The 22745-nt window shown below is 73.3% G+C and carries 21 protein-coding genes; 13 read left to right on the forward strand and 8 right to left on the reverse strand.

Annotated features, from left to right (window positions below; all coding sequences use genetic code 11):
* The first annotated feature begins 4 nt into the window (after window positions 1-4).
* From ACZ6O5_RS01125 to ACZ6O5_RS01150, 6 genes are all read left to right on the forward strand, one after another.
* A complete protein-coding gene (locus ACZ6O5_RS01125) occupies window positions 5-1504 on the forward strand; it encodes an SCO6880 family protein (RefSeq protein WP_465973896.1) in 1500 nt (499 codons plus the stop codon).
* Complete coding sequence (locus tag ACZ6O5_RS01130; RefSeq protein ID WP_465973897.1) at window positions 1501-3264, forward strand: ATP/GTP-binding protein; 1764 nt, start codon at window positions 1501-1503, stop codon at window positions 3262-3264. The genes ACZ6O5_RS01125 and ACZ6O5_RS01130 overlap by 4 nt, the downstream gene beginning before the upstream one ends.
* A complete protein-coding gene (locus ACZ6O5_RS01135; RefSeq protein WP_465973898.1) occupies window positions 3261-5003 on the forward strand; it encodes a type IV secretory system conjugative DNA transfer family protein in 1743 nt (580 codons plus the stop codon). Before ACZ6O5_RS01130 ends, ACZ6O5_RS01135 begins: the two co-directional genes overlap by 4 nt.
* Before the next feature lie 6 nt (window positions 5004-5009).
* Window positions 5010-6440, forward strand: a complete 1431-nt coding sequence (locus tag ACZ6O5_RS01140) for a glycoside hydrolase family 19 protein (protein WP_465973899.1) — start codon at window positions 5010-5012, stop codon at window positions 6438-6440.
* A gap of 116 nt (window positions 6441-6556) precedes the next feature.
* Entirely contained in the window at window positions 6557-7435 is an 879-nt protein-coding gene (locus tag ACZ6O5_RS01145; RefSeq protein WP_465973900.1) for an ABC transporter ATP-binding protein, read from the forward strand.
* Window positions 7432-8448, forward strand: a complete 1017-nt coding sequence (locus ACZ6O5_RS01150; RefSeq protein WP_465973901.1) for an ABC transporter permease subunit — start codon at window positions 7432-7434, stop codon at window positions 8446-8448. Before ACZ6O5_RS01145 ends, ACZ6O5_RS01150 begins: the two co-directional genes overlap by 4 nt.
* Window positions 8449-8690: 242 nt before the next feature.
* Here the strand turns inward: ACZ6O5_RS01150 and ACZ6O5_RS01155 are convergent, their stop codons facing one another.
* Both ACZ6O5_RS01155 and ACZ6O5_RS01160 read right to left on the reverse strand, forming a co-directional pair.
* Complete coding sequence (locus tag ACZ6O5_RS01155) at window positions 8691-8891, reverse strand: DUF397 domain-containing protein (protein ID WP_465973902.1); 201 nt, start codon at window positions 8889-8891, stop codon at window positions 8691-8693.
* On the reverse strand, window positions 8882-9679 hold the full coding sequence (locus tag ACZ6O5_RS01160) for a helix-turn-helix domain-containing protein (protein ID WP_465973903.1): 798 nt from the start codon (window positions 9677-9679) through the stop codon (window positions 8882-8884). Before ACZ6O5_RS01160 ends, ACZ6O5_RS01155 begins: the two co-directional genes overlap by 10 nt.
* Window positions 9680-9865: 186 nt before the next feature.
* On the opposite strand from ACZ6O5_RS01160, the gene ACZ6O5_RS01165 reads away from it, so the two are divergent.
* Window positions 9866-10180 (forward strand): hypothetical protein, encoded by a 315-nt coding sequence (locus ACZ6O5_RS01165; protein WP_465974315.1) that lies wholly within the window; start codon window positions 9866-9868, stop codon window positions 10178-10180.
* A gap of 5 nt (window positions 10181-10185) precedes the next feature.
* On the opposite strand, the gene ACZ6O5_RS01170 is transcribed toward ACZ6O5_RS01165, so the two are convergent.
* Together ACZ6O5_RS01170 and ACZ6O5_RS01175 are read right to left on the reverse strand one after the other, a co-directional pair.
* Window positions 10186-10836: a response regulator transcription factor gene (locus tag ACZ6O5_RS01170; RefSeq protein ID WP_465973904.1), complete on the reverse strand. Its 651-nt coding sequence runs from the start codon at window positions 10834-10836 to the stop codon at window positions 10186-10188.
* The gene (locus tag ACZ6O5_RS01175) at window positions 10833-11999 is read right to left on the reverse strand and encodes a sensor histidine kinase (RefSeq protein WP_465973905.1); all 1167 of its coding nucleotides are present in this window, start codon (window positions 11997-11999) and stop codon (window positions 10833-10835) included. The genes ACZ6O5_RS01170 and ACZ6O5_RS01175 overlap by 4 nt, the downstream gene beginning before the upstream one ends.
* A gap of 99 nt (window positions 12000-12098) precedes the next feature.
* Between ACZ6O5_RS01175 and ACZ6O5_RS01180 the strand changes: the two genes are divergently transcribed.
* Complete coding sequence (locus ACZ6O5_RS01180) at window positions 12099-13076, forward strand: aldo/keto reductase (RefSeq protein ID WP_465973906.1); 978 nt, start codon at window positions 12099-12101, stop codon at window positions 13074-13076.
* Between the two features lie 157 nt (window positions 13077-13233).
* Here ACZ6O5_RS01180 and ACZ6O5_RS01185 read toward each other — a convergent pair whose 3' ends face one another.
* Window positions 13234-14589: an extracellular catalytic domain type 1 short-chain-length polyhydroxyalkanoate depolymerase gene (locus tag ACZ6O5_RS01185; RefSeq protein ID WP_465973907.1), complete on the reverse strand. Its 1356-nt coding sequence runs from the start codon at window positions 14587-14589 to the stop codon at window positions 13234-13236.
* Between the two features lie 187 nt (window positions 14590-14776).
* On the opposite strand from ACZ6O5_RS01185, the gene ACZ6O5_RS01190 reads away from it, so the two are divergent.
* On the forward strand, window positions 14777-15742 hold the full coding sequence (locus tag ACZ6O5_RS01190; protein WP_465973908.1) for a PaaX family transcriptional regulator: 966 nt from the start codon (window positions 14777-14779) through the stop codon (window positions 15740-15742).
* Window positions 15743-15764: 22 nt separating this feature from the next.
* On the opposite strand, the gene ACZ6O5_RS01195 is transcribed toward ACZ6O5_RS01190, so the two are convergent.
* Window positions 15765-16487 (reverse strand): TetR/AcrR family transcriptional regulator, encoded by a 723-nt coding sequence (locus tag ACZ6O5_RS01195; RefSeq protein ID WP_465973909.1) that lies wholly within the window; start codon window positions 16485-16487, stop codon window positions 15765-15767.
* A gap of 85 nt (window positions 16488-16572) precedes the next feature.
* On the opposite strand from ACZ6O5_RS01195, the gene ACZ6O5_RS01200 reads away from it, so the two are divergent.
* Window positions 16573-17436 (forward strand): NmrA family NAD(P)-binding protein, encoded by an 864-nt coding sequence (locus tag ACZ6O5_RS01200; RefSeq protein WP_465973910.1) that lies wholly within the window; start codon window positions 16573-16575, stop codon window positions 17434-17436.
* An 18-nt stretch (window positions 17437-17454) separates the two neighbouring features.
* Here ACZ6O5_RS01200 and ACZ6O5_RS01205 read toward each other — a convergent pair whose 3' ends face one another.
* Window positions 17455-17922, reverse strand: coding sequence for an SRPBCC family protein (locus tag ACZ6O5_RS01205; protein ID WP_465973911.1), 468 nt, complete (start codon window positions 17920-17922; stop codon window positions 17455-17457).
* A 3-nt stretch (window positions 17923-17925) separates the two neighbouring features.
* The gene (locus ACZ6O5_RS01210) at window positions 17926-18324 is read right to left on the reverse strand and encodes an ArsR/SmtB family transcription factor (RefSeq protein ID WP_465973912.1); all 399 of its coding nucleotides are present in this window, start codon (window positions 18322-18324) and stop codon (window positions 17926-17928) included.
* A gap of 481 nt (window positions 18325-18805) precedes the next feature.
* Here ACZ6O5_RS01210 and ACZ6O5_RS01215 point away from each other — a divergent pair, with 481 nt between their 5' ends.
* The 3 genes from ACZ6O5_RS01215 (at window position 18806) to katG (ending at window position 22670) form a co-directional block, all read left to right on the forward strand.
* Complete coding sequence (locus ACZ6O5_RS01215; RefSeq protein ID WP_465973913.1) at window positions 18806-19804, forward strand: glycoside hydrolase family 11 protein; 999 nt, start codon at window positions 18806-18808, stop codon at window positions 19802-19804.
* Window positions 19805-19921: 117 nt separating this feature from the next.
* Window positions 19922-20350: a Fur family transcriptional regulator gene (locus ACZ6O5_RS01220; RefSeq protein WP_465973914.1), complete on the forward strand. Its 429-nt coding sequence runs from the start codon at window positions 19922-19924 to the stop codon at window positions 20348-20350.
* A 43-nt stretch (window positions 20351-20393) separates the two neighbouring features.
* Window positions 20394-22670 (forward strand): catalase/peroxidase HPI, encoded by a 2277-nt coding sequence (gene katG / locus ACZ6O5_RS01225; protein WP_465973915.1) that lies wholly within the window; start codon window positions 20394-20396, stop codon window positions 22668-22670.
* Window positions 22671-22745: the final 75 nt, after the last annotated feature.

Raw genomic sequence — 22745 nt, forward strand, 5'->3', positions numbered from 1 at the left:
GAGCATGAGCACGGCAACCGAACAGATCAAGACACCGACGTACGGCAACTGGCGCCGTCCCCGCAAGGCCGGCCTGGGCTCGCTGGGCCTGATCGGGACCTTCGGCCTCTTCGGCGGTCTCGTGGTGGTCCTGATCGCGTCCATGATCTCGCTGGACGCGGCCCTGGTGGTGGGGCTTCCGTTCGCGCTGGTGTTGGCGCCGTTGGCGATCCGCACCCAGGACGGCCGCAACGTCTTCCAGATGGCCGGCGTCCGGGTCGGGTGGATGCGCCGCCGGTCCAAGCGGCAGCACCTCTACGTCTCCGGACCGCTGTCCACCCGGCCGGGTGGCCGGTTCCGCCCGCCCGGGCTGCTGAGCCGGGTGACCATGCTGGAGGGACGCGACCCGTACGACCGGCCGTTCGGCGTGCTGCACCACCGCAACCGGCACCAGTACACGATCGTGTTGAGCTGCGAGCCGGACGGCGGGTCGCTCGTCGACCCGGACCAGGTCGACACGTGGGTGGCGCTGTGGGGGGAGTGGCTGTCCCGGCTGGCGCACGAGCCGGGGCTGCGCGGCGCGTCGGTGGTGGTGGAGACCGCCCCCGACCCGGGCACCCGGCTCGCCACCGAGGTGCTGGGCCGGCTCTCCCCGAACGCGCCGCCCGCCGCCCGCGCGGTGATGGAGGAGGTGGTGCGCTCCTACCCGGAGGCGTCCTCGGAGATGAACACCTACCTGACGCTCACCTACTCGGCGCCGGGCGGCGGCCGGCGCGACGACGACGCCATGCTCGCGGACCTGGCGCTGCGGTTGCAGGGGGTGCTCAACGGGCTGGTGGCCGCCGGTGGGGGCGCGGCGGAGCCGCTGTCGGCGGAACGGATCGCCGAGGTCGTCCGCGTCGCGTACGACCCGGCCGCCGCGGCCGAGGTGCTCGACGTACGCGCCCAGCACGGCGGCACCGGCCTGGAGTGGGACGACGCCGGGCCGGCCGCCACGGTCGAGACGGTCACCGCGTACCAGCACGACTCCGGGGTGTCCCGGAGCTGGCTGCTGACCATGGCGCCGCGCGGCGTGGTGCGCTCCGGGATCCTGCGCAGCCTGCTCGACCCGGCCGCCGGCATCCGCCGCAAGCGGGTGGCCCTGGTCTACCGCCCGATCGACCCGGCGACCTCCGCCCGGATCGTCGAGTCCGACCGCCGGTCCGCCCAGTTCATGGCGAACTCGACCAAGGGCCTGGTCCGCGCCCGGGCGGTCGCGGAGATCCAGGCGGCCGAGCAGACCGCGGCGGAGGAGGCCTCGGGCGCCGGCCTGGTGGAGTTCTCGATGCTGGTGACGTTGACCGTCGACTCGGTCGCCGAGGTGCGCGACGCGAATGTGACCATGCGGAACCTGCTCGGCGCGACCCGGATCGCGATGCGACCGGCGGACCGGTTGCAGGCCGCGGCGTTCACCTGCGCGCTTCCGGTCGGCATCCTGCCCTGGGAGCAGTCGATCGTCCCGCAGGACCTTCAGGAGGCGCTGTGACGGCCGGGGTGGGCGCGGACGGCGCGCGGGTGCTGGACCTCGGCGCGGGCTGGCCACGGGGGACGTCCGGGCCGGACACCGCGATGTCCGGCCTGGTGGTGCCACCCGTGGAGGCGCAGGACCGGGAGCCCGACGAGACCGGCGAGCAGACTCCGCGGGCGCTGCGGCGGGCGCGCCGGCGGCGGGCCGCGGAGGAGGCCGCCGAGCACCGGTACCGGCAGCGGCTGGCCCGGATGGACCGCGCCGACGTGGTGCCGCACCGCGGTTCGCCCGAACTGGGTGGCGGCCGGGTGGCCACGCTGGACCCGCCGGCCATGTGGCGGGCCACCACGGTGCAGGCGTGCGGGCTCTGGCCGTTCGCCTCCGGCTCGGGCGCGCCGATGACCGGCGTACCGCTCGGGCAGCACATCAGCACCGGCGCCACGGTCTGCGGGGACCCGCTCAACTGGTTCACCCGGGCGCGGTACATCTCCAACCCGTCGCTGTTCATGCTCGGCATGCCGGGTCTGGGCAAGTCGACGCTGATCAACCGGATGCTGATCGGCCTGGCCGGGCAGGGCGTCGTCCCGCTGGTGCTCGGCGACCTCAAGCCCGACTACGCGGACACCGTCCGCGCGCTCGGTGGGCAGGTCATCTCCATCGCCCGGGGCGTCGGCGGGCTCAACGTGCTCGACCCGGGCGCGATGGGCGCGGCGGCGGCGCGGATCGGCGGGCAGGCCGGCGAGGCGCTGTCCGCCGAGTCCCACGGCCGGGTGCTGAACATGGTGGCCGCCCTGCTGACCATCGTGCGGGGCGCGCCGATCAGCGACCACGAGCAGTCGGTGCTCTCGGCCTGCCTGCGGCACCTGCGCGAGCGCACCGCGCCGGGCCGGACGTACCGGCTGCCGGACCTGCTCGCGGTGCTGGAGGCCGGGCCGCCGCAGGTCCGGCAGGTCACGCTGGACCGGGGGCAGGAGTCCCGGTACCGGGACGCGGTGGACCCGCTGCACCGGTCGCTGCTCGGCATCGTGGACGGCCCGCTCGGCGACACGTTCGCGTCGGAGACGGCCACCCGGATCGACCCGGACGCCACCGCGGTCTGCATCGACATCTCCCGCATCGGCGAGGCGGACGGGCAGTTGACCGCCGCCGCGATGCTCGCCGCCTGGTCGGACGGCCTGGGCACGGTGTCCGCGTCGCACGCCCTCGCCGACGCGGGCCTGGCGCCCCGGCGCTGGTTCTTCACCGTGCTGGACGAGCTGTGGCGGCCGTTGCGGGCGGCCTCCGGCATCGTGGACCGGATCGACGCGCTCACCCGGCTGAACCGCTCGCTCGGTCTGGCCGACGCGAAGATCACCCACACGTTGAAGGACGCCGAGGCGCTGGGCAGCGAGGCGGACAAGGCCAAGGCGCGCGGGTTCGTCGAGCGGGCCGGCATGGTCGCCTGCGCCGGGCTGCCGAGGGCGGAGATGGAGGAACTGGCCCGCGTGGTCGGGCTGTCCCGGCGCGAGATCGAGCTGGTCTCGTCCTGGTCCTCGCCGGCCGGCTGGGCCCAGGACGGCGGGAACGAGGAACCGCCCGGCCGGGGCCGCTTCCTGATCAAGGTCGGTGGGCGGCCCGGCATCCCGATCCGGGTCGCGATCACCGACGCCGAGCGGCACCTGCACGACACGAACACGCGGTGGATCGCCAACGGCGACGCGGACCGGATGCGCGCCGAGCGGGACGCGGTGGTGCGGGCCGTCACGGCCGGCTCCCGGCCCGACCTGGAGCACCGGTGAAGCGCGGCGGCGGGGACCACCTGGCCTGGCTGGTCCCCGTGCTCGCGTTGATCAACCTCACCGCCTTCGCCCTGCTCTGGCTCGGGGGCACGCTCGCCGCCGCGGTGGGCGGCTACGGCTGGCGCCCGCCGCCGTTCCGCCTCGACGTCTACCTGAGCCTGCTCGCCGGCGACGCCGGGGCGGTGTGGCCGGGCGTGCCGTCGGCCCTGGTGTACGGCGGCGCGGCCGGTCTTGTCCCGTTCGCCGCCGTCCCGGTGGTCGCGGCCACCCGCGCCGTGGTCCGCCGGCTGGGTCGGCCGGCGAACCTCGCCGGTGCGGCCGACCTGCGGACCATGACGGGCAGGGCGGCCGAGGCGCGGGCCCGCGAACTGCGCCCGTCGCTGCGGGACCTGCCCCGACTGCGCCCCGACGACACCGGCAACCTGCTCGGCGACCTGCTGCCGTCCGGCCCCGAGCTGCGGTCCTCCTACGAGGACGTGGAACTCGACCTGATGGCGCCGCGTTCCGGGAAGTCCACCGGGATCGCCATCCCACGGGTGCTGCGCGCGCCCGGCGCGGTGCTGCTCACGTCCAACAAGTCGGACGTCTACCTGGTCACCCGGCAGGAGCGGGCCCGGATCGGCCGGGTGTGGACGTTCGACCCGCAGGGCATCGCGTACACCGAGCGGGCGATGTGGTGGGACATGCTCGGCGGCTGCCACAACCCGGAGGGCGCGCGGCGGCTCGCCGGTCACTTCGTCAGCTCGGTCAACGACGACGCGTCGAAGCGGGACTTCTGGACCGCCGCGGCGCAGAACACGCTGACCGCGCTCTTCCTGGCCGCCGCCCGCGGCGGCGTGCCGGTCGTCGAGATGCTGGCCTGGCTCGCCGACCCGGCCGACCGTAGTCCGATCGACCTGCTCCGCGACGCCGGGCTGACCGCCATGGCCGACCAGCTCCAGGGCACCGTACGCGGGGCGGTGGAGACCCGGGACGGCATCTACGAGACGGCCCGACAGTGCGTGGCCTGCCTGCTCGACCCGGAGATCCTGGCCTGGGTCAGCCCGGACCCGGACCGCCCGGAGTTCGTCCCGGCGGAGCACGTGCTCGGCCGGGACACGCTCTACCTGCTGTCCAAGGACGGCGGCGGGTCCGCCGCCGGGGTGATCGCCGGGCTGGCGGACGCCGTGGTCCGGGCCGGCGTGGTGGCCGCCGAACGGATGGGCGGCCGGTTGGACCCGCCGATGACCGCCGTGCTGGACGAGGCGGCGAACGTGTGCCGCATCGCCGACCTGCCCGACCTCTACAGCCATCTCGGCTCCCGTGGCGTCAGCGTGGTGACGCTGTTGCAGAGCTACCGGCAGGGGGTGCGGGTCTGGGGCGAGGCGGGGATGGACGCGTTGTGGAGCGCCGCCACGGTCAAGCTGCTGGGCGCCGGGCTGGACGACGCCGACTTCGTGGACAAGGTCGCCCGCCTCGTCGGCCAGCACGACGTGCGTACCCCGACCTACTCCCGGTCCCGCGACGGCGGCAGCCGGTCGGTGTCGTACCGGCAGGAGCAGGTGCTGCCGGCGGACCGGATCCGGGCGTTGCCGAAGGGCACCGCGCTGCTGCTGGCGACCGGCGTGCGGCCGGCGGTGATCCGGTTGCGTCCCTGGTACAAGGAGCCGGACGCGGCGCCGATCGCGGCGGCGGCGAAGGCCGAGGCGCGGGCGGTCACCGAGCGGGCGTCGGCGGCCTGGCACCAGCGGGCCGGGTGACGGCCGGTGTCGAAGGTGGCGGCGGCGCGGGCGGCGCAGCAGACGGCGACGGGCCGGTTGGGCGCCACCCAGCTCACCTGGCTGCTCCTCTCGATGGTCGGCATGTTCCCGCTGGCGGCGATGGCGGCGCTGGCCCTTATCGTCCTGGTGATCATCATCCTGCTCAGCGGGTCGCAGCTGACCTCGTACTCGCCGGATCCGGAGAGCACGCTCGGCCCCGGCGCCGGGGGCAGCGTCCTCACCCAGTTGGCCGGGGGCGACGGTCGCGGCCGGTTCGACTCCTCGGGTGTGCCCGACGCCGACCTGGTCGCGCCGATCGAGGCGGCGGCCCGGGAGTGCGACCTGCTCACCCCCGTGATCCTCGCCGCCCAGATCGAGTACGCGTCGGACTTCGACGCGGACAAGGAGGGCCAGGAGGGCCGCAAGGGCCTGTCCCAGTTGACGCCCGAGGTCTTCGCGCAGTACGGCGAGGACGACGACGACAGCGGCGAGGCGTCGGCGCTGGACCCGGAGGACTCCATCCACGCCCACGCCCGGTGGTTCTGCCACCTGGCCGAGGAGACCCAGCGGATGCTCGACGACAAGAAGGTGGTCGGTGACCATCTCACGCTGACGCTGATGGCCTGGGACCAGGGCACGGCGGCGGTCGAGGCCCAGGGCGGCATGCCGGTCATCCTGCTGGACAGCTACCCGTTCCGGGTGCGCGGCCTGTTCGCCGGCTACACGGTCGGCGGGACGGACACGTCCACCGGCTCCCCGACCCCGTCGGTGCCCCCGAGGGCCGGATCGAACAAGCGGGTGGTGCCGGAGAACGACGGCACGCTGACCGGGTCCACGTTCGACGCCATGTTCCCGAGCCGCAACGCCTTCTACACGTACGCCGGGCTCACCGACGCGATGGCGACGTTCCCCGCGTTCGCCACCACCGGCGACGAGCGGACCCGCAAGCGGGAACTGGCCGCGTTCCTGGCCAACGTCGACCACGAGACCGAGGGTCTGGTCCACGTCGACGAGATCGACCGGGCGGCGTGGGGCACCTACTGCGATGGCTCCCGGCCCTACGGGTGCCCGGCCGGCCGGACCGCCTACCACGGGCGCGGCCCGCTGCAACTGAGCTGGAACTACAACTACCAGGCGGCCGGCGACGCGCTCGGGGTCGACCTGCTCGGCAACCCGGACCTGGTCGCGACCGACCCGGCGGTGGCGTGGCGGACCGCGCTCTGGTTCTGGATGACCCAGTCCGGCGCGGGCACCACCACGCCGCACGCGGCGATCACCGGCGGCGCCGGGTTCGCCGGAACGGTCAGCAGCATCAACGGGGCGCTGGAGTGCGGCGGCGGCAACCCCGGGCAGGTGCGGGACCGGGTCGACGCGTACCGCCGGTTCACCGAGGTGCTGGGCGTCGACCCGGGCGACGAGGGGACACTGTCGTGCTGACCGGCTGACGGACCCGCCGCCCCCGGCCCGGAAACCGGCCGAAAGGACGACGGCCGGGGCGGTCGGCCCTTCTCCGGACCGATGCCGGCGACGGCCCCGATCCGCAGGATCGGGGCATGTCACTTTCCGAACTCGCCGTCCACGCCCGGGGCCTGACGAAACGGTACGGTCGTCGGCCCGCGCTCGTCGACTGCGACCTCGACGTTCCCCGGGGCCGGGTGGTCGGGCTGGTCGGCCCGAACGGCGCCGGCAAGTCCACGTTGCTGAATCTCGCCTGCGGCTTGACCACGCCGACCGCGGGCACGTTGCGGGTGCTCGGCTCGCCGCCCGCGGCGAACGCCGCGCACCTGGCCCGGGTCGGTTTCGTCGCCCAGGACACCCCGGTGTACGCCGCCCTCTCGGTCGCCGACCACCTGCGGATGGGGGCGAAGCTGAACCCGTCCTGGGATCCGGCGCTGGCGGCGCGGCGGATCGCCCGGGTGGGACTCGACCCGGGTCAGCGGGCAGGCCGGCTCTCCGGCGGCCAGCGGGCGCAGCTGGCGCTCACCGTCGCCGTGGCCAAGCGTCCCGACCTGCTGATCCTCGACGAGCCGGCCGCCGCGCTGGACCCGCTGGCCCGCGACGGTTTCCTGCGCGACCTGATGGAGGTGGTCGCCGAACTGGGTGCCACCGCCATCCTCTCCTCCCACCTGCTCGGCGACGTGGCCCGGGCCTGCGACCACCTCGTCGTCCTGGTTGGGTCCCGGGTGCAGGTCGCCGGCGACGTGGCCGACCTGCTGACCCGGCACCACCGGCTGGTCGGCCCGCGCGATGAGCGGGACCGGCTGCCGGCCGGGGTGGAGGCGGTCGCGACACGGCACACCGGGGCGCACATCGACGCCGTCGTGCGGGTCGACGGCCCGCCGCCGTGCGGGCCGTGGCGCGTGGCGCCGGTCGGGCTGGAGGACCTGGTGCTGAGCTATCTGACCCGGGCGGCGGGGGAGGGAAACCGATGAGCTGGCTCACCTGGCGGCAGTTTCGCGTGCCGGCCCTGGTCGGCGTGGTCGCGCTGGCGCTGTTCGCCGCGTACGTCGTGCATCTCGGCCTGGACGTCCGGGACGCCGAGGACGCCTACCGGTCCCAGTGCGCCGGCCGGCCCGACTGCCCCCGGCTGGCCCAGCTGGCGGTCGACTACGAGAACACCTCGCTCTATCTGGCGGCGCTGCTCGCGCCGGCGCCCGGCCTGCTCGGCATGTTCTGGGGCGCGCCGCTGGTGGCCCGGGAGCTGGAGGCCGGCACCCAACGACTGGTCTGGAACCAGAGCGTGACCCGCCGCCGCTGGCTCGCGGTCAAGCTGACCGTGGTCGGGCTGGCCGCCATGGCCGTGACCGGTGTCGCCGCCGCGCTGGTGACCTGGGCGATGAGCCCGGTCGACCGGGTCGCGGACAACCGTTTCAGCACCGTCCTGTTCGGTGCCCGCAACCTCGCCCCGGTGGCGTACGCGGTGTTCGCCGTCGTCCTCGGGGTCCTGATCGGGCTGGTGGTGCGCCGGACCGTGCCGGCCATGGCGGTGACCGCGCTGGTCTTCGTGGTCGTCCAGTTCCTGGTGCCGAACCTGGTCCGGCCGCACCTGCTGCCGGCGGAGCACGTCACGCTGCCGATGACCGCCGCGGCCATCAACCAGGCACGCGGCCTGGGCGGCATCACCGGGGCGCCGGTGGTGAAGGGGCTGACCCTGCCGGACGCCTGGATCACCGATGTCAGCGAGCTGCGTACCCGCGATGGCACGCCACTGGACCGGGCGATCTTCGACAGGTGTTTCACCGACCCGCCGAGGACCGGCGCGGCGGAGGGGCCGTTCGGCGACACCGCGACCTGCCTGGCCGACCACGACCTGCACGTGGACGTCGCCTACCAGCCGGTCGCTCGGTACTGGTCGGTCCAGTGGCTGGAGTCGGGCTGCTACCTGGTGCTCGCCGGCCTGCTGGCGGCGGTCGCGTTCCGGCGGGTCCAGCGCCGTCCGAGCTGACGCGTCTGGTCGAAGTCCGGTGGGGACAGTGGTCCCGGCACGCTACAAACTTGATGGCGAGGACGGGTCAGGCGGATGGGCCCGGCGATCGTCGGGCGTCCGTGTTCGTCGCGCGTGTTGCGGGTGACTCGCCTTGCGGCGAAGCGGGGGGTTCACCGAGCTGGAACGGTTCTACGCCTGGGACGCCGAGCAGTGGCTCGGCGTGCGGGTGACGCCCCCGGACTGAGCCCGTCGCGGGTGGGTCAGGCGGTGGGACCGAGCCGCTTGGCCAGTTCCACGAACGACTGCCAGGACGCGGCGGCGACGTGCAGGGTGCCGCCGTCGCGGTCCTTGGTGTCGCGGACCAGCACGACGCCCGGCAGGTTGTCGGCGACCTCCACGCATGCTCCACCGTTGCCGCCGGACCGGGTCGACTTCCGCCACGTAGGGGTGGTCAGTTCCATACCTTCGCCACTTCCTTGATCAGCTTGAGGGACTGGCGGCGGGGGAGCGCTTCGTTGCGCACGATCTCCCACGTCCGGGCGAGCCTAGCAACGTCGGCCGGCGCGTCGACGATCTGCGCGTTGAGTTGATTGTCGGCATATGCGACCCGGCCGCCGTCGGGCAGTTCGGCGATGATGAACTGCCCGGCCAGACCCAGGTACATCCCGGCGTCGACCGGCACCACGTGAATTTGGACGTGCTCCAGCGCGGCCAGCTCCACCAGCCGGTCGAACTGCTCCGCCATCAGGCCCGGCGCGTCGAGCACCGGCCGGCGGAGCACCGCCTCGTCGACGACGGCGATGAGCTGCGGCGGTCGCGGCCCGGTCAGGATCGCCTGCCGCTCCACGCGGCCCGCCACGATGCGGTCGCACTCCTCCGGGGTGAACCGGCCGCCGGCCAGCGTGGCGCGGGCGTAGCGCTCGGTCTGGAGCAGGCCGGGCAGGTAGGCCAGCTCGAACCAGCGCAACGTGGTCGCCTCCCGCTCCACCTCGATCCACTCGCGCAGCCACGCCGGATCGGCGTCGAGCGACGCCAGCGCGCGCAGCATCCGCTCGAACCGCCCGCCGGTCGCGAACCGCTCGTCGACCGCCCTCATGTATTCCCGGGTCGGTGCGCGTCCGCCGGTCTCCACCGAGCTGACATGCGACCCCGAGTAGTCGATCCGCCGGCCGAACTCCTCCTGGCTCAGCTCCACCGACGCCCGGAACAGACGCAGCTCGCCGAGCACGTAGTTGGTCGCGCTACCCATCGTCTCCCCAACCTCCGCCCAGTCGCCGCGGCGGACCCGCCCACGGCTGCCCAGCCATCCACCTGAGCTGCGCGGACGCGCCGAGCATCTGTCGACAGTAGTCGAGTCCTCACCAGACTGTCACCGGTGTGGCGCCGGTCCACGCCGTCCGACGGAGGAGGTTCCGTGATCACGACGAGACTGCCAATGCCCGGCCGCGGCCCGGAGCCCGACCGCCCGCACGGCTACGGCACGGCCGTACCGCACACGCCGGTGCGCCCGACGTGGGCGTGCCGGGCCGACGGTGAGCCGTGGCCCTGCCCGCACGCCCGGCTCGCGCTCAAGGCCGAGTACGACCGCAACCTCGCCGCGATGACCATCTACCTGGCCGGGCTGCTCTACGAGGCGATGCGCGACCTCTACCACCTCAACCCGCACGACGGTCCGAGCCCGCAGCAGATGTACCAGCGCTTCCTCGGCTGGAGCCCGTTCCGCCGGCCGCTCGTCGAGCCGCCGGCATGAGCCGGTCAGGCGCCTTCGACCACCCGGTTCTCCCAGGCCCAGGCGGCGATCTCCACCCGGTTGCGGGCGTCCAGCTTCGTCTGGATGCCGGAGATGTGGCTCTTCACGGTGCTCAACGAGATGAACAGCTCGGCGGCGATCTCCTGGTTCGTCCGCCCGCGCGCGACCGCCCGGACCACCTCCAGTTCCCGCGCGGACAGCCGGGCCGTCGACCGGGCCGCCGCGGGCCGGGTCGCGGCCGTGACGTGCCTGAGCAGCCGCAGCGTCACCGACGGGGACACCAGCGCGTCGCCGTTGTGCGCGGCCCGCACCGCCTCGACCAGCAGCGCCGGCCCGGCGTCCTTGAGCAGGAAACCGACCGCGCCGTTGCGCAGCGCGCCGTAGACGTACTCGTCGAGGTCGAACGTGGTCACCACGATGACCCGCAGCGGGTTCGGCGGGCCGGCCAGCGCGCGGGTCACCTCGATGCCGTCGAGCCGGGGCATCCGGATGTCGACCAGGCAGACGTCCGGGCGCAGCCGGCGGGCCTCGGCCACCGCCCCGACGCCGTCGGACGCCTCACCCACCACGGTGATGTCGGGCTGGTCCTCCAGGATGAGCCGCAGCCCGCCCCGGATCATGGCCTGGTCGTCGGCGATCAGCACCCGGATGCTCATCGTGGGCTCCGGACCGGGAGGGGGAGCGTGGCCCGGACGGCCCAGCCCCGGCCGTCGCGGGGGCCGGCGGTCAGCGTGCCGCCCAGCGTCCGGACGCGCTCGCGCATGCCGACCAGGCCGTAGCCGCCGCGGTGGCCGACCCGGGCGGGCGCCGCCGGCGCGTCGTCCACCACCTCGACGGACACCCCCTCGGAGCACCTGTCGACCGTGACGGTCACCGACCCGGCGTGTGGGGCGTGCCGGGACACGTTGGTCAGAGACTCCTGCACGATCCGGTGGACCGTGGTGGTCACCTCCGGCGGCCAGGCGAGGTCACCGGTGGGTGGCCACCCGTGGTCACCGGCGGGCAACCGGAGCCGCACCGGCGGGCCGAGCCGGTCGAACCGGGCCACCAGGTCGGTGAGTTGCTCCGGGTCGGGCGGGGCGGGGGCCGCGTCGTCGGTGTCCCGGAGCAGCCCGACCACCCGGCGCATGGCGGCCAGCGCGTCGGCACCGGACAGCTCGATCCCGGCCAGCATCGCCGGCACCTCCGCCGGCCGCTTCGCGCCGACCAGTTGCGCGGCCTGGGCCTGCACGACGATGCCGGTGACGTGGTGGGCGACCACGTCGTGCAGCTCACGGGCCAGCGCGAGCCGCTCGTCCCGGCGTACCCGCTCGGTGGTGGCCCGGCCCCGGGCGTCGGCGAGGCGCAGCGCGACGCCGACCGCGACGGCGGCCAGCCAGCACAGCACGGCGAGCACCGTCACCGCGGAGAAGCCGTGCCGGTTGTCCAGCGACGTGAGCAGGCTGCCGACGATCACCAGCAGACCGGCGCCGCCGACGGCGGCGGCGGTCCGCACCGGCCGGGCCCGGATCACGGAGCCGACCAGCACGGCCAGCGCCAGCCCGGTGATCGGGCCGGGCTCCTGCGGCAGGCCCGCGACATGGGCGACCCCGACGGCGACGGCCGCCACGCCGAGCCCGGCCGCCGCCGTGCGGACCCGGTCCCGGCGGCGGCGCAGGGCCAGCAGACAGACGGTCGCCCCGACCGTCCCGTCGAGCACGGCGTACCGGGGACCCCAACTGTCCGCGAGCATGACGGCGGTGAACGCCAGGCCGAGGACGAACACCACGGCGAGGCCCAGGTCGCACAGCAGGCCGGCCGGTCGACGCGTGTCGCTCATGGCACCAGGCTAGGAAGTCCCGGCCCACGCCGAACCGGTCGAAAGTACGGTCCCGGTGCTCGCCGCGCCGATGATCGGTTCCTGTGCTATCCACGAGTCATGGCCGACGAGCAGCACGTTTCCCCGGCGAGCGCCGACATCCGCGACCACCGACTGATCTACGGCTGCATGGGGCTGGGCGGCGGGTGGGACGCCGAGCCGTACGGCGCGCCGGAGATCGCGGCGGCCGAGGCGGCGGTCGAGGCCGCGCTGGAGATCGGCGTCACCGCGTTCGACCACGCGGACATCTACCGCAACGGCAAGTCGGAGGCGGTCTTCGGCGAGGTGCTGGCCCGCGCGCCGGAGCTGAGCCGCCGGGTGCTGATCCAGACGAAGTGCGGTATCCGCCTACCCGGCGACGAGGGGCCGGGCCGGTACGACCTGCGCGCCGCGCACATCGAGCGCAGCGTCGAGCGGAGCCTGGCGCGGCTGCGGACCGACGTGATCGACGTCCTGCTGCTGCACCGGCCGGACCCGCTGGCCGACCCGGACGAGGTGGCCGGCGCGTTGACCTCGCTGTACCGGCAGGGGCTGGTGCGGCAGTTCGGCGTGTCGAACATGGCGGCCCCGCAGATCGCCCACCTCCAGGCCGCCCTCGACGTGCCGCTCGTCGCCAACCAGTTGGAGATCAGCCTGGGTCGGCGCGACTGGGTCGAGGCCGGCGTGCTGGTGAACACCGCGGAGTCCACCGGGACCGGCTTTCCGCTCGGCACCCTGGAGCACTGCCGGACGCACCGGATCGGCCTCCAGGCGTGGGGCGCGCTGGCCCGAGGGCGTTTCACCGGCGCCGCCCAGACGCCGGCCGACCGGGAGGCGACCGAGCGGGTCGCGGCCCTGGCCGAGGCGAAGGGCACCACGCCGGAGGCGATCGTGTTGTGGTGGATTCAGCGGCACCCGGCGCGGGTGGCGCCGGTGATCGGCACCGCCCGCCCCGACCGCATCCGGGCCTGCCGGGACGCCGCCGGCCGTGACCCGGAGCTGACCCGCGAGGAGTGGTACGACCTCTGGATCGTCGCCCGCGGCACCCCACTGCCCTGACCCGCCCCCGCGCCTCCGCGCCCCGCGCCGCCCACCCCCCACCCCCCGCTTTCACGGAAAGTGTGGCCATTCGGGCTCGAATGGCCACACTTTCCGTGAAACTGCGCCCTGCCCGGGGTCGCCCCCGGGCAGGGCGCGACCCGGGGGGCGACCCCGGTCAGGTGAGCGTGCAGGGCGCGCCGTTGAGGGTGAAGGAACCGGGCTTGGCGGTGTTGCCGCTGTGGTTGGCCTGGAAGCCGATGGTGGTCGACCCGTTGGCCGGGATGGCGGCGTTGTAGGCGACGTTACGGGCCGTCACCTGGCCGGCGGCGGGGGAGTAGGAGGCGTTCCAACCCGAGGTGATGGTCTGGCCGCCGGGCAGCGTGAACACCAGTGACCAGCCGTTGACCGCACCGGCCCCGGTGTTGGTGATGGTGATGTTCTCGGTCAGCCCGGAGTTCCAGGCGTTGACCTCGACGCTGATCCGGCACGCGCCGGAGCCCGGCGGGGGCGTGGTCGGGCCCGGGGTCGGCGACGTGGTGGGGCTGGGCGACGTGGTGGGCGAGGTGGTGGGGCTGGGCGAGGTCGTCGGGCTCGGCGTGCCGGTCAGGCCGAAGAACGCGATCGCGGCCGCGGCCATCCCACTGGCCGGCAGGCTGTGCCCGGCGCCCTGGACGCTGTACGCCTCGACCTGCACCGTGCCGCCGGAGTCGGCGTAGCGGCGCCGGTTCCAGTTGGTCTGCGGCGTGTCGGTGGAGGTGGGCGTCTGGCTGAGCCCGAACACGTTGGTCCACTGCTCGATGGTCTCCTGGAGCAGCGAGTACGGCACGAGTGTGTCGGCGGTGCCGTGCCACAACTGCACCCGGGGGCGGGGGCCCGCGTAGCCGGGGTAGGCCTGACGGACCGCGTCGCCCCACTGCTGCGGTGTCCGGTTCATGCTGCCGCCGGTGCACTGGCTGCTCTGCGGCGGATAGTCGGCCGCGTTGGCGAAGCAGTTGAACGGCACGCCCATGAATGCGGCTCCCGCGGAGAACACGTCGGGGTAGAGCGCCAGCATGTGGTTGGTCATCATGCCGCCGGACGAGCTGCCGGTGGCGTAGACCCGGCCCGGGTCGGCGCCGTACTGCTGCTGGACCCAGCGGATCATCGAGATGATCGACACCGGGTCGCTGCCGCCGCCGCGGCGCTTGGCGGCGTCGGACCAGGTGTCGAAGCAGTTGCCGAAGCCGGCCTGCTGGGTCGCGGTCGGGTAGATCACGATGTACCCGTAGCGGTCGGCCAGTGAGGCGAACTCGCTGCCGGAATAGAAGCCGGGGCCGGAGCCGCCGCAGCCGTGCATGGCCACCACGGTCGCCGGTCGGGTCGGCCGGTTGTCCGGCACGTAGACGTGCATGCGCATCCGCCCCGGGTTGTCGCCGAAGCTGGTCACCTCGGTCAGCGACGCCGCGTACGCGGGCTGCGTGGCGGGGATGACCAGGCCGGCCGCGGCCAGCGTCGCGGCCAGCGCGAGCAGCATTTTCGCTCTGATTCTCACGGAGACTCCTTCGATCACCTGTGCAGGTTGAGGTCGTCGGTGGTGCGCCCTGCCCGGCTCCGTGTCGGGTAGCAGATAGTGTTCCCGCCGGTCCCGGAAGTGTCAATCGACGTATCACGATGTGTATGGCCCGGGGATGATCCGTCTACAGTCGAGGTCCCGTCCCCGAGCCGAGTCCGGAGCGCCCGTGGCCAGCGCGTTCGACATCGAGGAGATCTATCCGGACGAGCCGTCGGTGCGCCTGCCCCGGCGACAGTCCGGCCCGGCGCCGCAGGGCGTCGCGGTGACGCTCCTGGCGGACTACACCCTGCGTACCCGGGCGGCGCTTCCCTCCGCCGCGATCGTGGCGCTGCTCGCGGAGGCCGGGGTGACCAGCGCCGGCGCCCGCACCGCGATCAGCCGGCTGGCCCGCCGTGGTGTGCTGGAGCGCAGCCGGCACGGTCGCCACAGCTCCTACCGGCTGAGCCCCACCGTGGCCGCCGACCTCTCCGCCGGGGGGAACTGGATCCTCACCTCCACCACGGCCGCGACGCCGTGGGACGGATGCTGGACGATCGTCGCGTTCTCGCTGCCGCAGGAACACAGCGCGCAGCGTCGGGCGCTGCGCGGTCAGCTCCGCTGGCTCGGCTACGCACCCCTGTACGACGGGTTGTGGATCTCGCCGAACGAGCTGACGCCGCCGGCCCGGGCGCGGCTGGCCCAGCTCACCCTCGGCGTCGTCACGGTGTTCCGGGGCCGACACGCGGCGCTGGAGGCGGCCGGCGGGCGCGCGCCCATCGAGGCCTGGGACGTCGGCGCGATCCGCGGGCAGTACCAGGAGTTTCTGCGCCGGTGGACGCCGCTGGCGGCGCGGACCGGCTCGGTCGACGGCGCGGCGGCGGTGCGGGCGCGCACCGAGGTGATGGACACCTACCGGCGGTTCCCGACGCTCGACCCGCACCTGCCGCTGGAACTCCTGCCGGCCGGCTGGCCGCGACAGGCGGCCCGGGACCTGTTCGCGGCCGTCTACGACGGCCTGGCCGACCCCGCCGAGCGCCACGTCCGGGCCGTGGTGGCGCGACACGCCGGCGGCGCGCCGCCGGACGTCCGGGCGCACACCACCGCCGACATGCTCGCCGGGGTGCGCGCGGACGGCTGCGGCACGCCGGGCTGACGAACGAGGCGGGGTACGCGCGCTACCTCCCGGCCGCCGTCGTGATGCGGTCGAGCCACTCCACCAGCAGGTGGCGTTCGGCGTCGCTGAACATCGGCAGGTGCGGCGCGAGGGCCCGCAGGGCGACGGCCGTGGCGCGGGAGCCGTCCGGCGCCTCGGCCGGGGCGTCGGTCAGGATCCGGCCCAGGACGGCGTCGATCATCGCGTCGGCGAGGGTGGGATCCCGTTGCTCCGGCGGAGTCGCGAGCAGTGTCTGGATCGTGCCGACGCCCGCGGCGTGGATCAGGTCGACCGCGTGCGGCTCGGGGACCCGGAGCCGGCCGACCGCCGCCAGTCGGTGCACACGTGTCTGAAGGATCTGCCTGCCCAGGCGGGCCGCCGGTGAGCCGGCCACGCGTTCCGGGTCGTTCAGCAGGCGGAACACGGCCGGGTTGCCGAGCCCGAACTCGATCTGTCGGCGCCAGCTCGCCCGCAGGTCGTCGAGGGGGTCGGCGTCCGCCGCCGTGGCCGCCGCCACGGCGACGGCCTTGTCCGCGACGAACGTGGCCAGTACCCGCTCGGCGACCGCCTCCAGCAGGCCGTCCTTGTCGCCGAACAGGCGGTAGATGGTCGGGGCCTGCACGCCGGCCCGCTCCGCGACGCCCCGGGTCGTCACGGCACCGGGCCCGCCGCTGTGCAACAGCCACGCGGCGGCGTCGACGATCGCCGCCCGGGTGTCCGCCCGACTCTTGACGCCATCGCTCATGAATCAACGATAACACCAGCTTGCTATCGACGATCCGGGCGGCTACGGTCGTCGTGTTTCCATTGGTAACATGAAAGGCGAATCAATGATTATTGTCACCGGGGCGACCGGCGCCCTCAACGGCGCCACCGTGGACCACCTGCTCGACCGGCTGCCGGCGAGCGAGATCGTGGTCGCCGTGCGCGACACCGCGAAGGCGGAGCGCTTCGCGCGGCGCGGCGTCGAGGTCCGGCGTGGCGACTACGCCGATCCCGCCTCCCTGCCGGCGGCGTTCGCCGGCGCCGACCAGTTGCTGCTCGTCTCCTCCAACGACCCGGTCGAGGACGTGACCGCCCTGCACCGCGCGGCGGTCGACGCCGCGGTCGCCGCCGGGGTGAAGCGGATCGTCTACACCAGTCACCAGGCCGCCGCGCCGGACAACCCGTTCGCCCCCGGACGGAGCCACTTCGCCACCGAGCAGCTCCTGGCGGCCTCCGGGATCGCCTGGACCTCGCTGCGCAACGGGTTCTACGCCCACAGCCTTCCGTGGTTCGCCGGCCCCTGGCGCGAGACCGGGGTGATCGCCGTACCCGGCGACGGGCCGGTGTCCTGGACCGCCCGCGAGGACGCCGCCGAGGCCGCCGCGACGATCCTCGCCTCCGACGGCGGGTACGACGGCCCGACGACCCTGACCGCGTCCGCGGCCCCGACCTTCGTCGAGATCGCCGAGATCGCGTCCGAGTTGGCGGGGCGGACCATCCGGTGCCGACCGGTGGACGAGGCGGACTGGATCGCCGCGCAGGTCGCGGCCGGGGTGCCGGAGCAGCGGACGCGTTTCCTGCTCGGCTTCTACCGGGCCGCGCGGGACGGCTTCTTCGCCGGCGTCGACCCGCTGCTCGGCGAACTCCTCGGCCGTGCGCCCCGCGGCGCGCGGGACGCCCTGCGGGCGGCGGCCGGGTCCGACTCCTGACGGCCGCCCCGCCGGCGGTCAGCCGTCCCCATCCGCGCGCCCCCGCCCGCGCGCCAGGTACGCCTCGATGCGGTCGAACGCTCCGGTCCACGCCTCTCCGGCGAAGAAGTCGCGCAGCTCCGGCGTGGGGAAGCCGGACTGCACCACGGTCATCAGGGTGCCGCCGTCCTTCTCCTCGAACGTCACCTCGATGCGGGTGGTCATGGTGGCGCCGTCGGGGCTGCTCCCGGTGGACTCGGTGACCAGCCGGCGCGGCCGGTCGATCTCCAGGAAGGTCTGCGTCTCACGGAACAGCGCGTCCGGGGAGGGGCCCCACACCGCGGTCTGTCTGCCGCCGACCCGGAGGTCGACCTCGATCTCGACGATGCCGGGCTCGGTGTCCAGGATGCCGAACCAGGTCCTCTGCTTCTCGGCGTCGGTGTAGGCGTCGAAGACCTCCTCCGGGGAGGCGGGGAGCTGTCGGGTCACGGTCAGGTCGGTCGTCATGTGTCACGGTCCTTCGGGTCGTGTCGGGTCCGGCTGCTCGGGTTCGGGCCGGCTGCTCGGTTCGGGCCGGCTGCTCGGTTCGGGCCGGAGCGTGAGGTAGGCGTCGAGGCCGTCCAGGCGACGCGCCCAGAGCCGCTGGTAGAAGGCGAGCCAGGCCATCGCGTCGTCCAGTGGGGCGTCGGCGAGCCGGCACTGCCGGGACCGGCCGACCTTCCGGGTCACCACGAGCCCGGCGTTCTCCAGCGCCTGGACGTGCTTCTTCATGCCGGTGAGGCTCATCCCGGTCGGTTCGGTGAGTTCGCTGATGGTGGCCGGGCCCGCGCCGAGCCGGACGAGGATGTCGCGCCGTGTGGGGTCGGCCAGGCTGGCGAACACCCGATTGAGAGTCTCTTGCTGAACCACAGGGTTCACCTTAAAACACTGAACCATAAGGTTCAACGAAACCGGGGGCGAGGCGTACCCCGCACCCCGCTGTTTCACGGGAAGCGGGCTCATCGGCGCTCGAATGGCCACTATTTCCGTGAAACAGCGGGGCGGGCGTCGGGGTGGAGGGGGTGGCGGGGCCGGTGTGGCGGTCCGGAAAGTCTCCGAAAGTTTCGGGTTTCGGGCTTCGGCGGGCCCCGCTGGGTCATGGGCGGCGTCGTTTGAGGCGGGCTGTCGAAGCGCTTCAAAATGGTGCTGAGCAGCAATCACGGGGCTGCGGCGGGATGTCGCACGCCGCCGCCGGTTTCCATGATGTTTCCGGAAGTTGTTGACACTGTGAAGGGGCGGCTCCAATACTGTGGCCATCGACTCGCCTCGATGACGGTCGATGTCCGTCGGTCGGCGGTGGTGCTGCCACCCGCCGGCCGCGTGCCCGCCACCACAGGGAGGGAACACGCCCATGAACGACGCCCCCGTCCGCTCGGGCAGCCGCAGGCGCGGACGCCTCAGGATGCTCCTCGGCGGCGCCTGCGCCGTGGCGCTCGCCGCCGCCGGGACCACCGCGGTCCTGTCCGGTCCCGCCTACGCCGACCAGACCGTCACGTCGAACTCCACCGGCACGAACAACGGCTACTTCTACTCGTTCTGGAAGGACAGCGGCAACGTCTCCATGACCATGGGGAACGGTGGCCAGTACAGCACCCAGTGGAGCGGCATCAACAACTTCGTCGCCGGGAAGGGCTGGAACCCCGGCGGGCGCCGGACGGTCAGCTACTCCGGCAGCTTCAACCCGTCCGGCAACGCGTACCTCACCCTCTACGGGTGGACCCGCAACCCGCTCGTCGAGTACTACATCGTCGACAGCTGGGGCAGTTGGCGCCCGCCGGGCAGCGGCTTCATGGGCACGGTGACCTCGGACGGCGGCACGTACGACATCTACCGGACCCAGCGCGTCAACGCGCCCTCGATCGAGGGCACCCGGACGTTCTACCAGTACTGGAGCGTGCGGCAGTCGAAGCGGGTCGGTGGCACGATCACCGCCGGCAACCACTTCGACGCCTGGGCCCGCTCCGGCATGAACCTGGGCAGCCACGACTACCAGATCCTGGCCACCGAGGGCTACCAGAGCAGCGGCAACTCCAACATCACGATCGGCGGCACCGGCACCAACCCGACCACCCCGCCGCCGAACAACGGCGGTTGCACGGTCAGTGTCAGCCGGGCCGAGGACTGGAGCGACCGGTTCAACGTGACGTTCTCGGTCAGCGGTAGCAGCAACTGGACGGTCAACATCCAGACCCAGGGTGGTCAGACGCTCCAGAACAGCTGGAACGCGTCGGTGAGCGGCACCAGCGGTACGCTCACCGCGCGCCCGAACGGCAACGGCAACAACTTCGGCATCACGCTCTACAAGAACGGCAACAGCAACACGCCGACGGCGAGCTGCTCGGCCGCCTGAGCCGATCTCCCGCCCGACGGGGCGCCGCGTTCGCGGCGCCCCGTCGTCGCGTGTGCCGGCCGACACGCCGGGGCGGAAACTTGATTCATTCCAGAAGACTGGACTAGGGTTGCGGGCATGACGTCCGACTTCGAGACCCAGTTGCGGGCGGTCTCGTTGCGCGTGACCCGACCCCGCCTGGCGGTGCTCGCCGCGCTGCGGGACCATCCGCACGTCGACACCGACACCGTGATCGCGCTGGTCCGGGCGGACCAGCCGACCGTCTCCCACCAGGCCGTCTACGACGTGCTCCGCGCGCTCACCGACGCCGGTCTGGTGCGACGCATCCAGCCGGCCGGCGCCGTCGCCCGCTACGAGTCGCGGGTGGGAGACAACCACCACCACGTCGTCTGCCGCTCGTGCGGCACGATCGCCGACGTGGAGTGCGCCGTCGGTCACGCCCCCTGTCTCACCGCCTCCGACGACCACGGCTTCGTGGTCGACGAGGCGGAGGTCGTCTACTGGGGCACCTGCCCCGACTGTGCGACCGCCCGCACCGCCCAGTGATCCGCGAGTTCGGCCAGTCATCCGCCAGTTCGGAAGGAAACAGATGAGCGAGACCCAGGACAACGGGCCCGTCAGCGCCCAGGGCGTGGACGCCAAGGAGGCGGCCGGCTGCCCGGTCGCGCACGACTCCGTGACCGCGCACGGCAGCGAGAGCGAGAACCCGGCGATCGACTCGCCGACCCCGAAGACCGGTGGTCGCCCGCGCAGCAACCGGGACTGGTGGCCCAACCAGCTCGACCTGTCGGTGCTGCACGCCCACTCGGAGAAGGGCAACCCGCTGGGGGCCGACTTCAGCTACGCCAAGGAGTTCGCCAAGCTCGACGTCGAGGCCCTCAAGCGGGACATCACCCAGGTGCTCACCACCTCGCAGGAGTGGTGGCCGGCCGACTTCGGCCACTACGGCGGCCTGATGATCCGGATGAGCTGGCACGCGGCGGGCACCTACCGTATCGAGGATGGCCGTGGTGGCGCCGGCGACGGCGGCCAGCGGTTCGCCCCGCTGAACAGCTGGCCGGACAACGCCAACCTGGACAAGGCCCGCCGGCTGCTCTGGCCGGTGAAGCAGAAGTACGGCCAGAAGATCTCCTGGGCCGACCTGCTGGTGCTGGCCGGCAACGTGGCCCTGGAGTCGATGGGCTTCAAGACGTTCGGCTTCGGCTTCGGCCGCGAGGACGTCTGGGAGCCCGAGGAGATCTTCTGGGGCCCGGAGGACACCTGGCTCGGTGACGAGCGCTACGCCTCCGAGAAGGAGATGGCGGCCGGCGTCGGCGCGACCGAGATGGGCCTCATCTACGTCAACCCGGAGGGTCCCCGCGGCAACGCGGACCCGGCCGCGGCGGCGCACTTCATCCGCGAGACGTTCCGCCGGATGGCGATGAACGACGAGGAGACCGTCGCGCTCATCGCCGGTGGCCACACGTTCGGCAAGACCCACGGCGCCGGCGTCGCCGACGACCACGTCGGTCCGGAGCCCGAGGGCGCCCCGCTGGAGAACCAGGGCCTGGGCTGGCTGAGCACGCACGGCAGCGGCAAGGGCGGGGACACCATCACCAGCGGCCTCGAGGTGACGTGGACCGACCGGCCGACCGAGTGGAGCAACCGCTTCTTCGAGATCCTGTTCGGCTACGAGTGGGAGCTCACCACCAGCCCGGGCGGGGCGAAGCAGTGGGTCGCCAAGGACGCCGAGGAGATCATCCCGGACGCCCACGACCCGGCCAGGAAGCACAAGCCGACGATGCTGACGACCGACCTGTCGCTGCGCGTCGACCCGGCGTACGAGAAGATCTCGCGCCGCTTCCTGGAGCACCCGGACGAGTTCGCGCTGGCGTTCGCCAAGGCGTGGTACAAGCTGCTGCACCGCGACATGGGCCCGGTCAGCCGCTTCCTCGGTCCGTGGGTGCCGGAGGCCCAGCTCTGGCAGGACCCGGTGCCGGCTGCCGAGCGCGAACTGGTCGGTGACGCCGACGTCGCCGCGCTGAAGGCCAAGGTGCTCGACTCCGGCCTGACCACCGCGCAGCTCGTCTCCACCGCCTGGGCCTCGGCCGCGAGCTACCGCTCGACCGACAAGCGCGGTGGCGCCAACGGCGCGCGGATCCGGCTGGAGCCGCAGCGCAACTGGGAGGTCAACCAGCCCGAGCAGCTCGCGACCGTGCTGGCGACCCTGGAGGGCGTCCAGCGGGAGTTCAACGCCGCCGGCGGCGCCCAGATCTCGCTCGCGGACCTGATCGTGCTGGCCGGCTCGGCCGCGGTCGAGAAGGCGGCGCGGGACGCCGGCGTCGAGGTGACGGTGCCGTTCCACCCGGGTCGCGCCGACGCCACCCAGGAGCAGACCGACGTCGAGTCGTTCCGGGTGATGGAGCCGCGTGCCGACGGGTTCCGCAACTACCTGCGGCCGGGCGAGAAGACCGAGCCGGAGGTCCTGCTCGTCGACCGCGCGTACATGCTCAGCCTGACCGCGCCGGAGATGACCGTCCTCGTCGGCGGTCTGCGCGCCCTCGGCAACAACGTGGGTGGCGCGGCGCACGGTGTGCTCACCGACCGGCCGGGTGTGCTCACCAACGACTTCTTCGCCAACCTGCTCTCCCCGGGCACCCGGTGGAAGGCGTCGGAGTCCGAGGAGCACGTGTACGAGATCCGGGACGTGGCGACCGACCAGGTGAAGTGGACCGCCACCGCGGTCGACCTCGTCTTCGGCTCGAACTCGCAGCTCCGGGCGCTGGCCGAGGTCTACGCCAGCGAGGACGCCCGCGAGAAGTTCGTGACCGACTTCGTCGCCGCCTGGACCAAGGTGATGGAGCTGGACCGGTTCGACCTGGCCTGATCCGCGCGCACCGGCGAGCCCCGGTCGATCCGTCACGGATCGGCCGGGGCTCGTCCGGTCTTCCGGCCGGCAGGC

It is taken from the genome of Micromonospora sp. NPDC049201 (assembly GCF_055586805.1).

Bases quoted from the DNA above. Each gene is read 5' to 3' on its own strand.
- ACZ6O5_RS01125 (WP_465973896.1), top strand. From the start codon at position 5: ATGAGCACGGCAACCGAACAGATCAAGACACCGACGTACGGCAACTGG.
- ACZ6O5_RS01145 (WP_465973900.1), top strand. From the start codon at position 6,557: ATGTCACTTTCCGAACTCGCCGTCCACGCCCGGGGCCTGACGAAACGG.
- ACZ6O5_RS01150 (WP_465973901.1), top strand. From the start codon at position 7,432: ATGAGCTGGCTCACCTGGCGGCAGTTTCGCGTGCCGGCCCTGGTCGGC.
- ACZ6O5_RS01155 (WP_465973902.1), bottom strand. From the start codon at position 8,891: ATGGAACTGACCACCCCTACGTGGCGGAAGTCGACCCGGTCCGGCGGC.
- ACZ6O5_RS01160 (WP_465973903.1), bottom strand. From the start codon at position 9,679: ATGGGTAGCGCGACCAACTACGTGCTCGGCGAGCTGCGTCTGTTCCGG.
- ACZ6O5_RS01165 (WP_465974315.1), top strand. From the start codon at position 9,866: ATGCCCGGCCGCGGCCCGGAGCCCGACCGCCCGCACGGCTACGGCACG.
- ACZ6O5_RS01170 (WP_465973904.1), bottom strand. From the start codon at position 10,836: ATGAGCATCCGGGTGCTGATCGCCGACGACCAGGCCATGATCCGGGGC.
- ACZ6O5_RS01175 (WP_465973905.1), bottom strand. From the start codon at position 11,999: ATGAGCGACACGCGTCGACCGGCCGGCCTGCTGTGCGACCTGGGCCTC.
- ACZ6O5_RS01180 (WP_465973906.1), top strand. From the start codon at position 12,099: ATGGCCGACGAGCAGCACGTTTCCCCGGCGAGCGCCGACATCCGCGAC.
- ACZ6O5_RS01195 (WP_465973909.1), bottom strand. From the start codon at position 16,487: ATGAGCGATGGCGTCAAGAGTCGGGCGGACACCCGGGCGGCGATCGTC.
- ACZ6O5_RS01200 (WP_465973910.1), top strand. From the start codon at position 16,573: ATGATTATTGTCACCGGGGCGACCGGCGCCCTCAACGGCGCCACCGTG.
- ACZ6O5_RS01205 (WP_465973911.1), bottom strand. From the start codon at position 17,922: ATGACGACCGACCTGACCGTGACCCGACAGCTCCCCGCCTCCCCGGAG.
- ACZ6O5_RS01215 (WP_465973913.1), top strand. From the start codon at position 18,806: ATGAACGACGCCCCCGTCCGCTCGGGCAGCCGCAGGCGCGGACGCCTC.
- ACZ6O5_RS01220 (WP_465973914.1), top strand. From the start codon at position 19,922: ATGACGTCCGACTTCGAGACCCAGTTGCGGGCGGTCTCGTTGCGCGTG.
- katG (WP_465973915.1), top strand. From the start codon at position 20,394: ATGAGCGAGACCCAGGACAACGGGCCCGTCAGCGCCCAGGGCGTGGAC.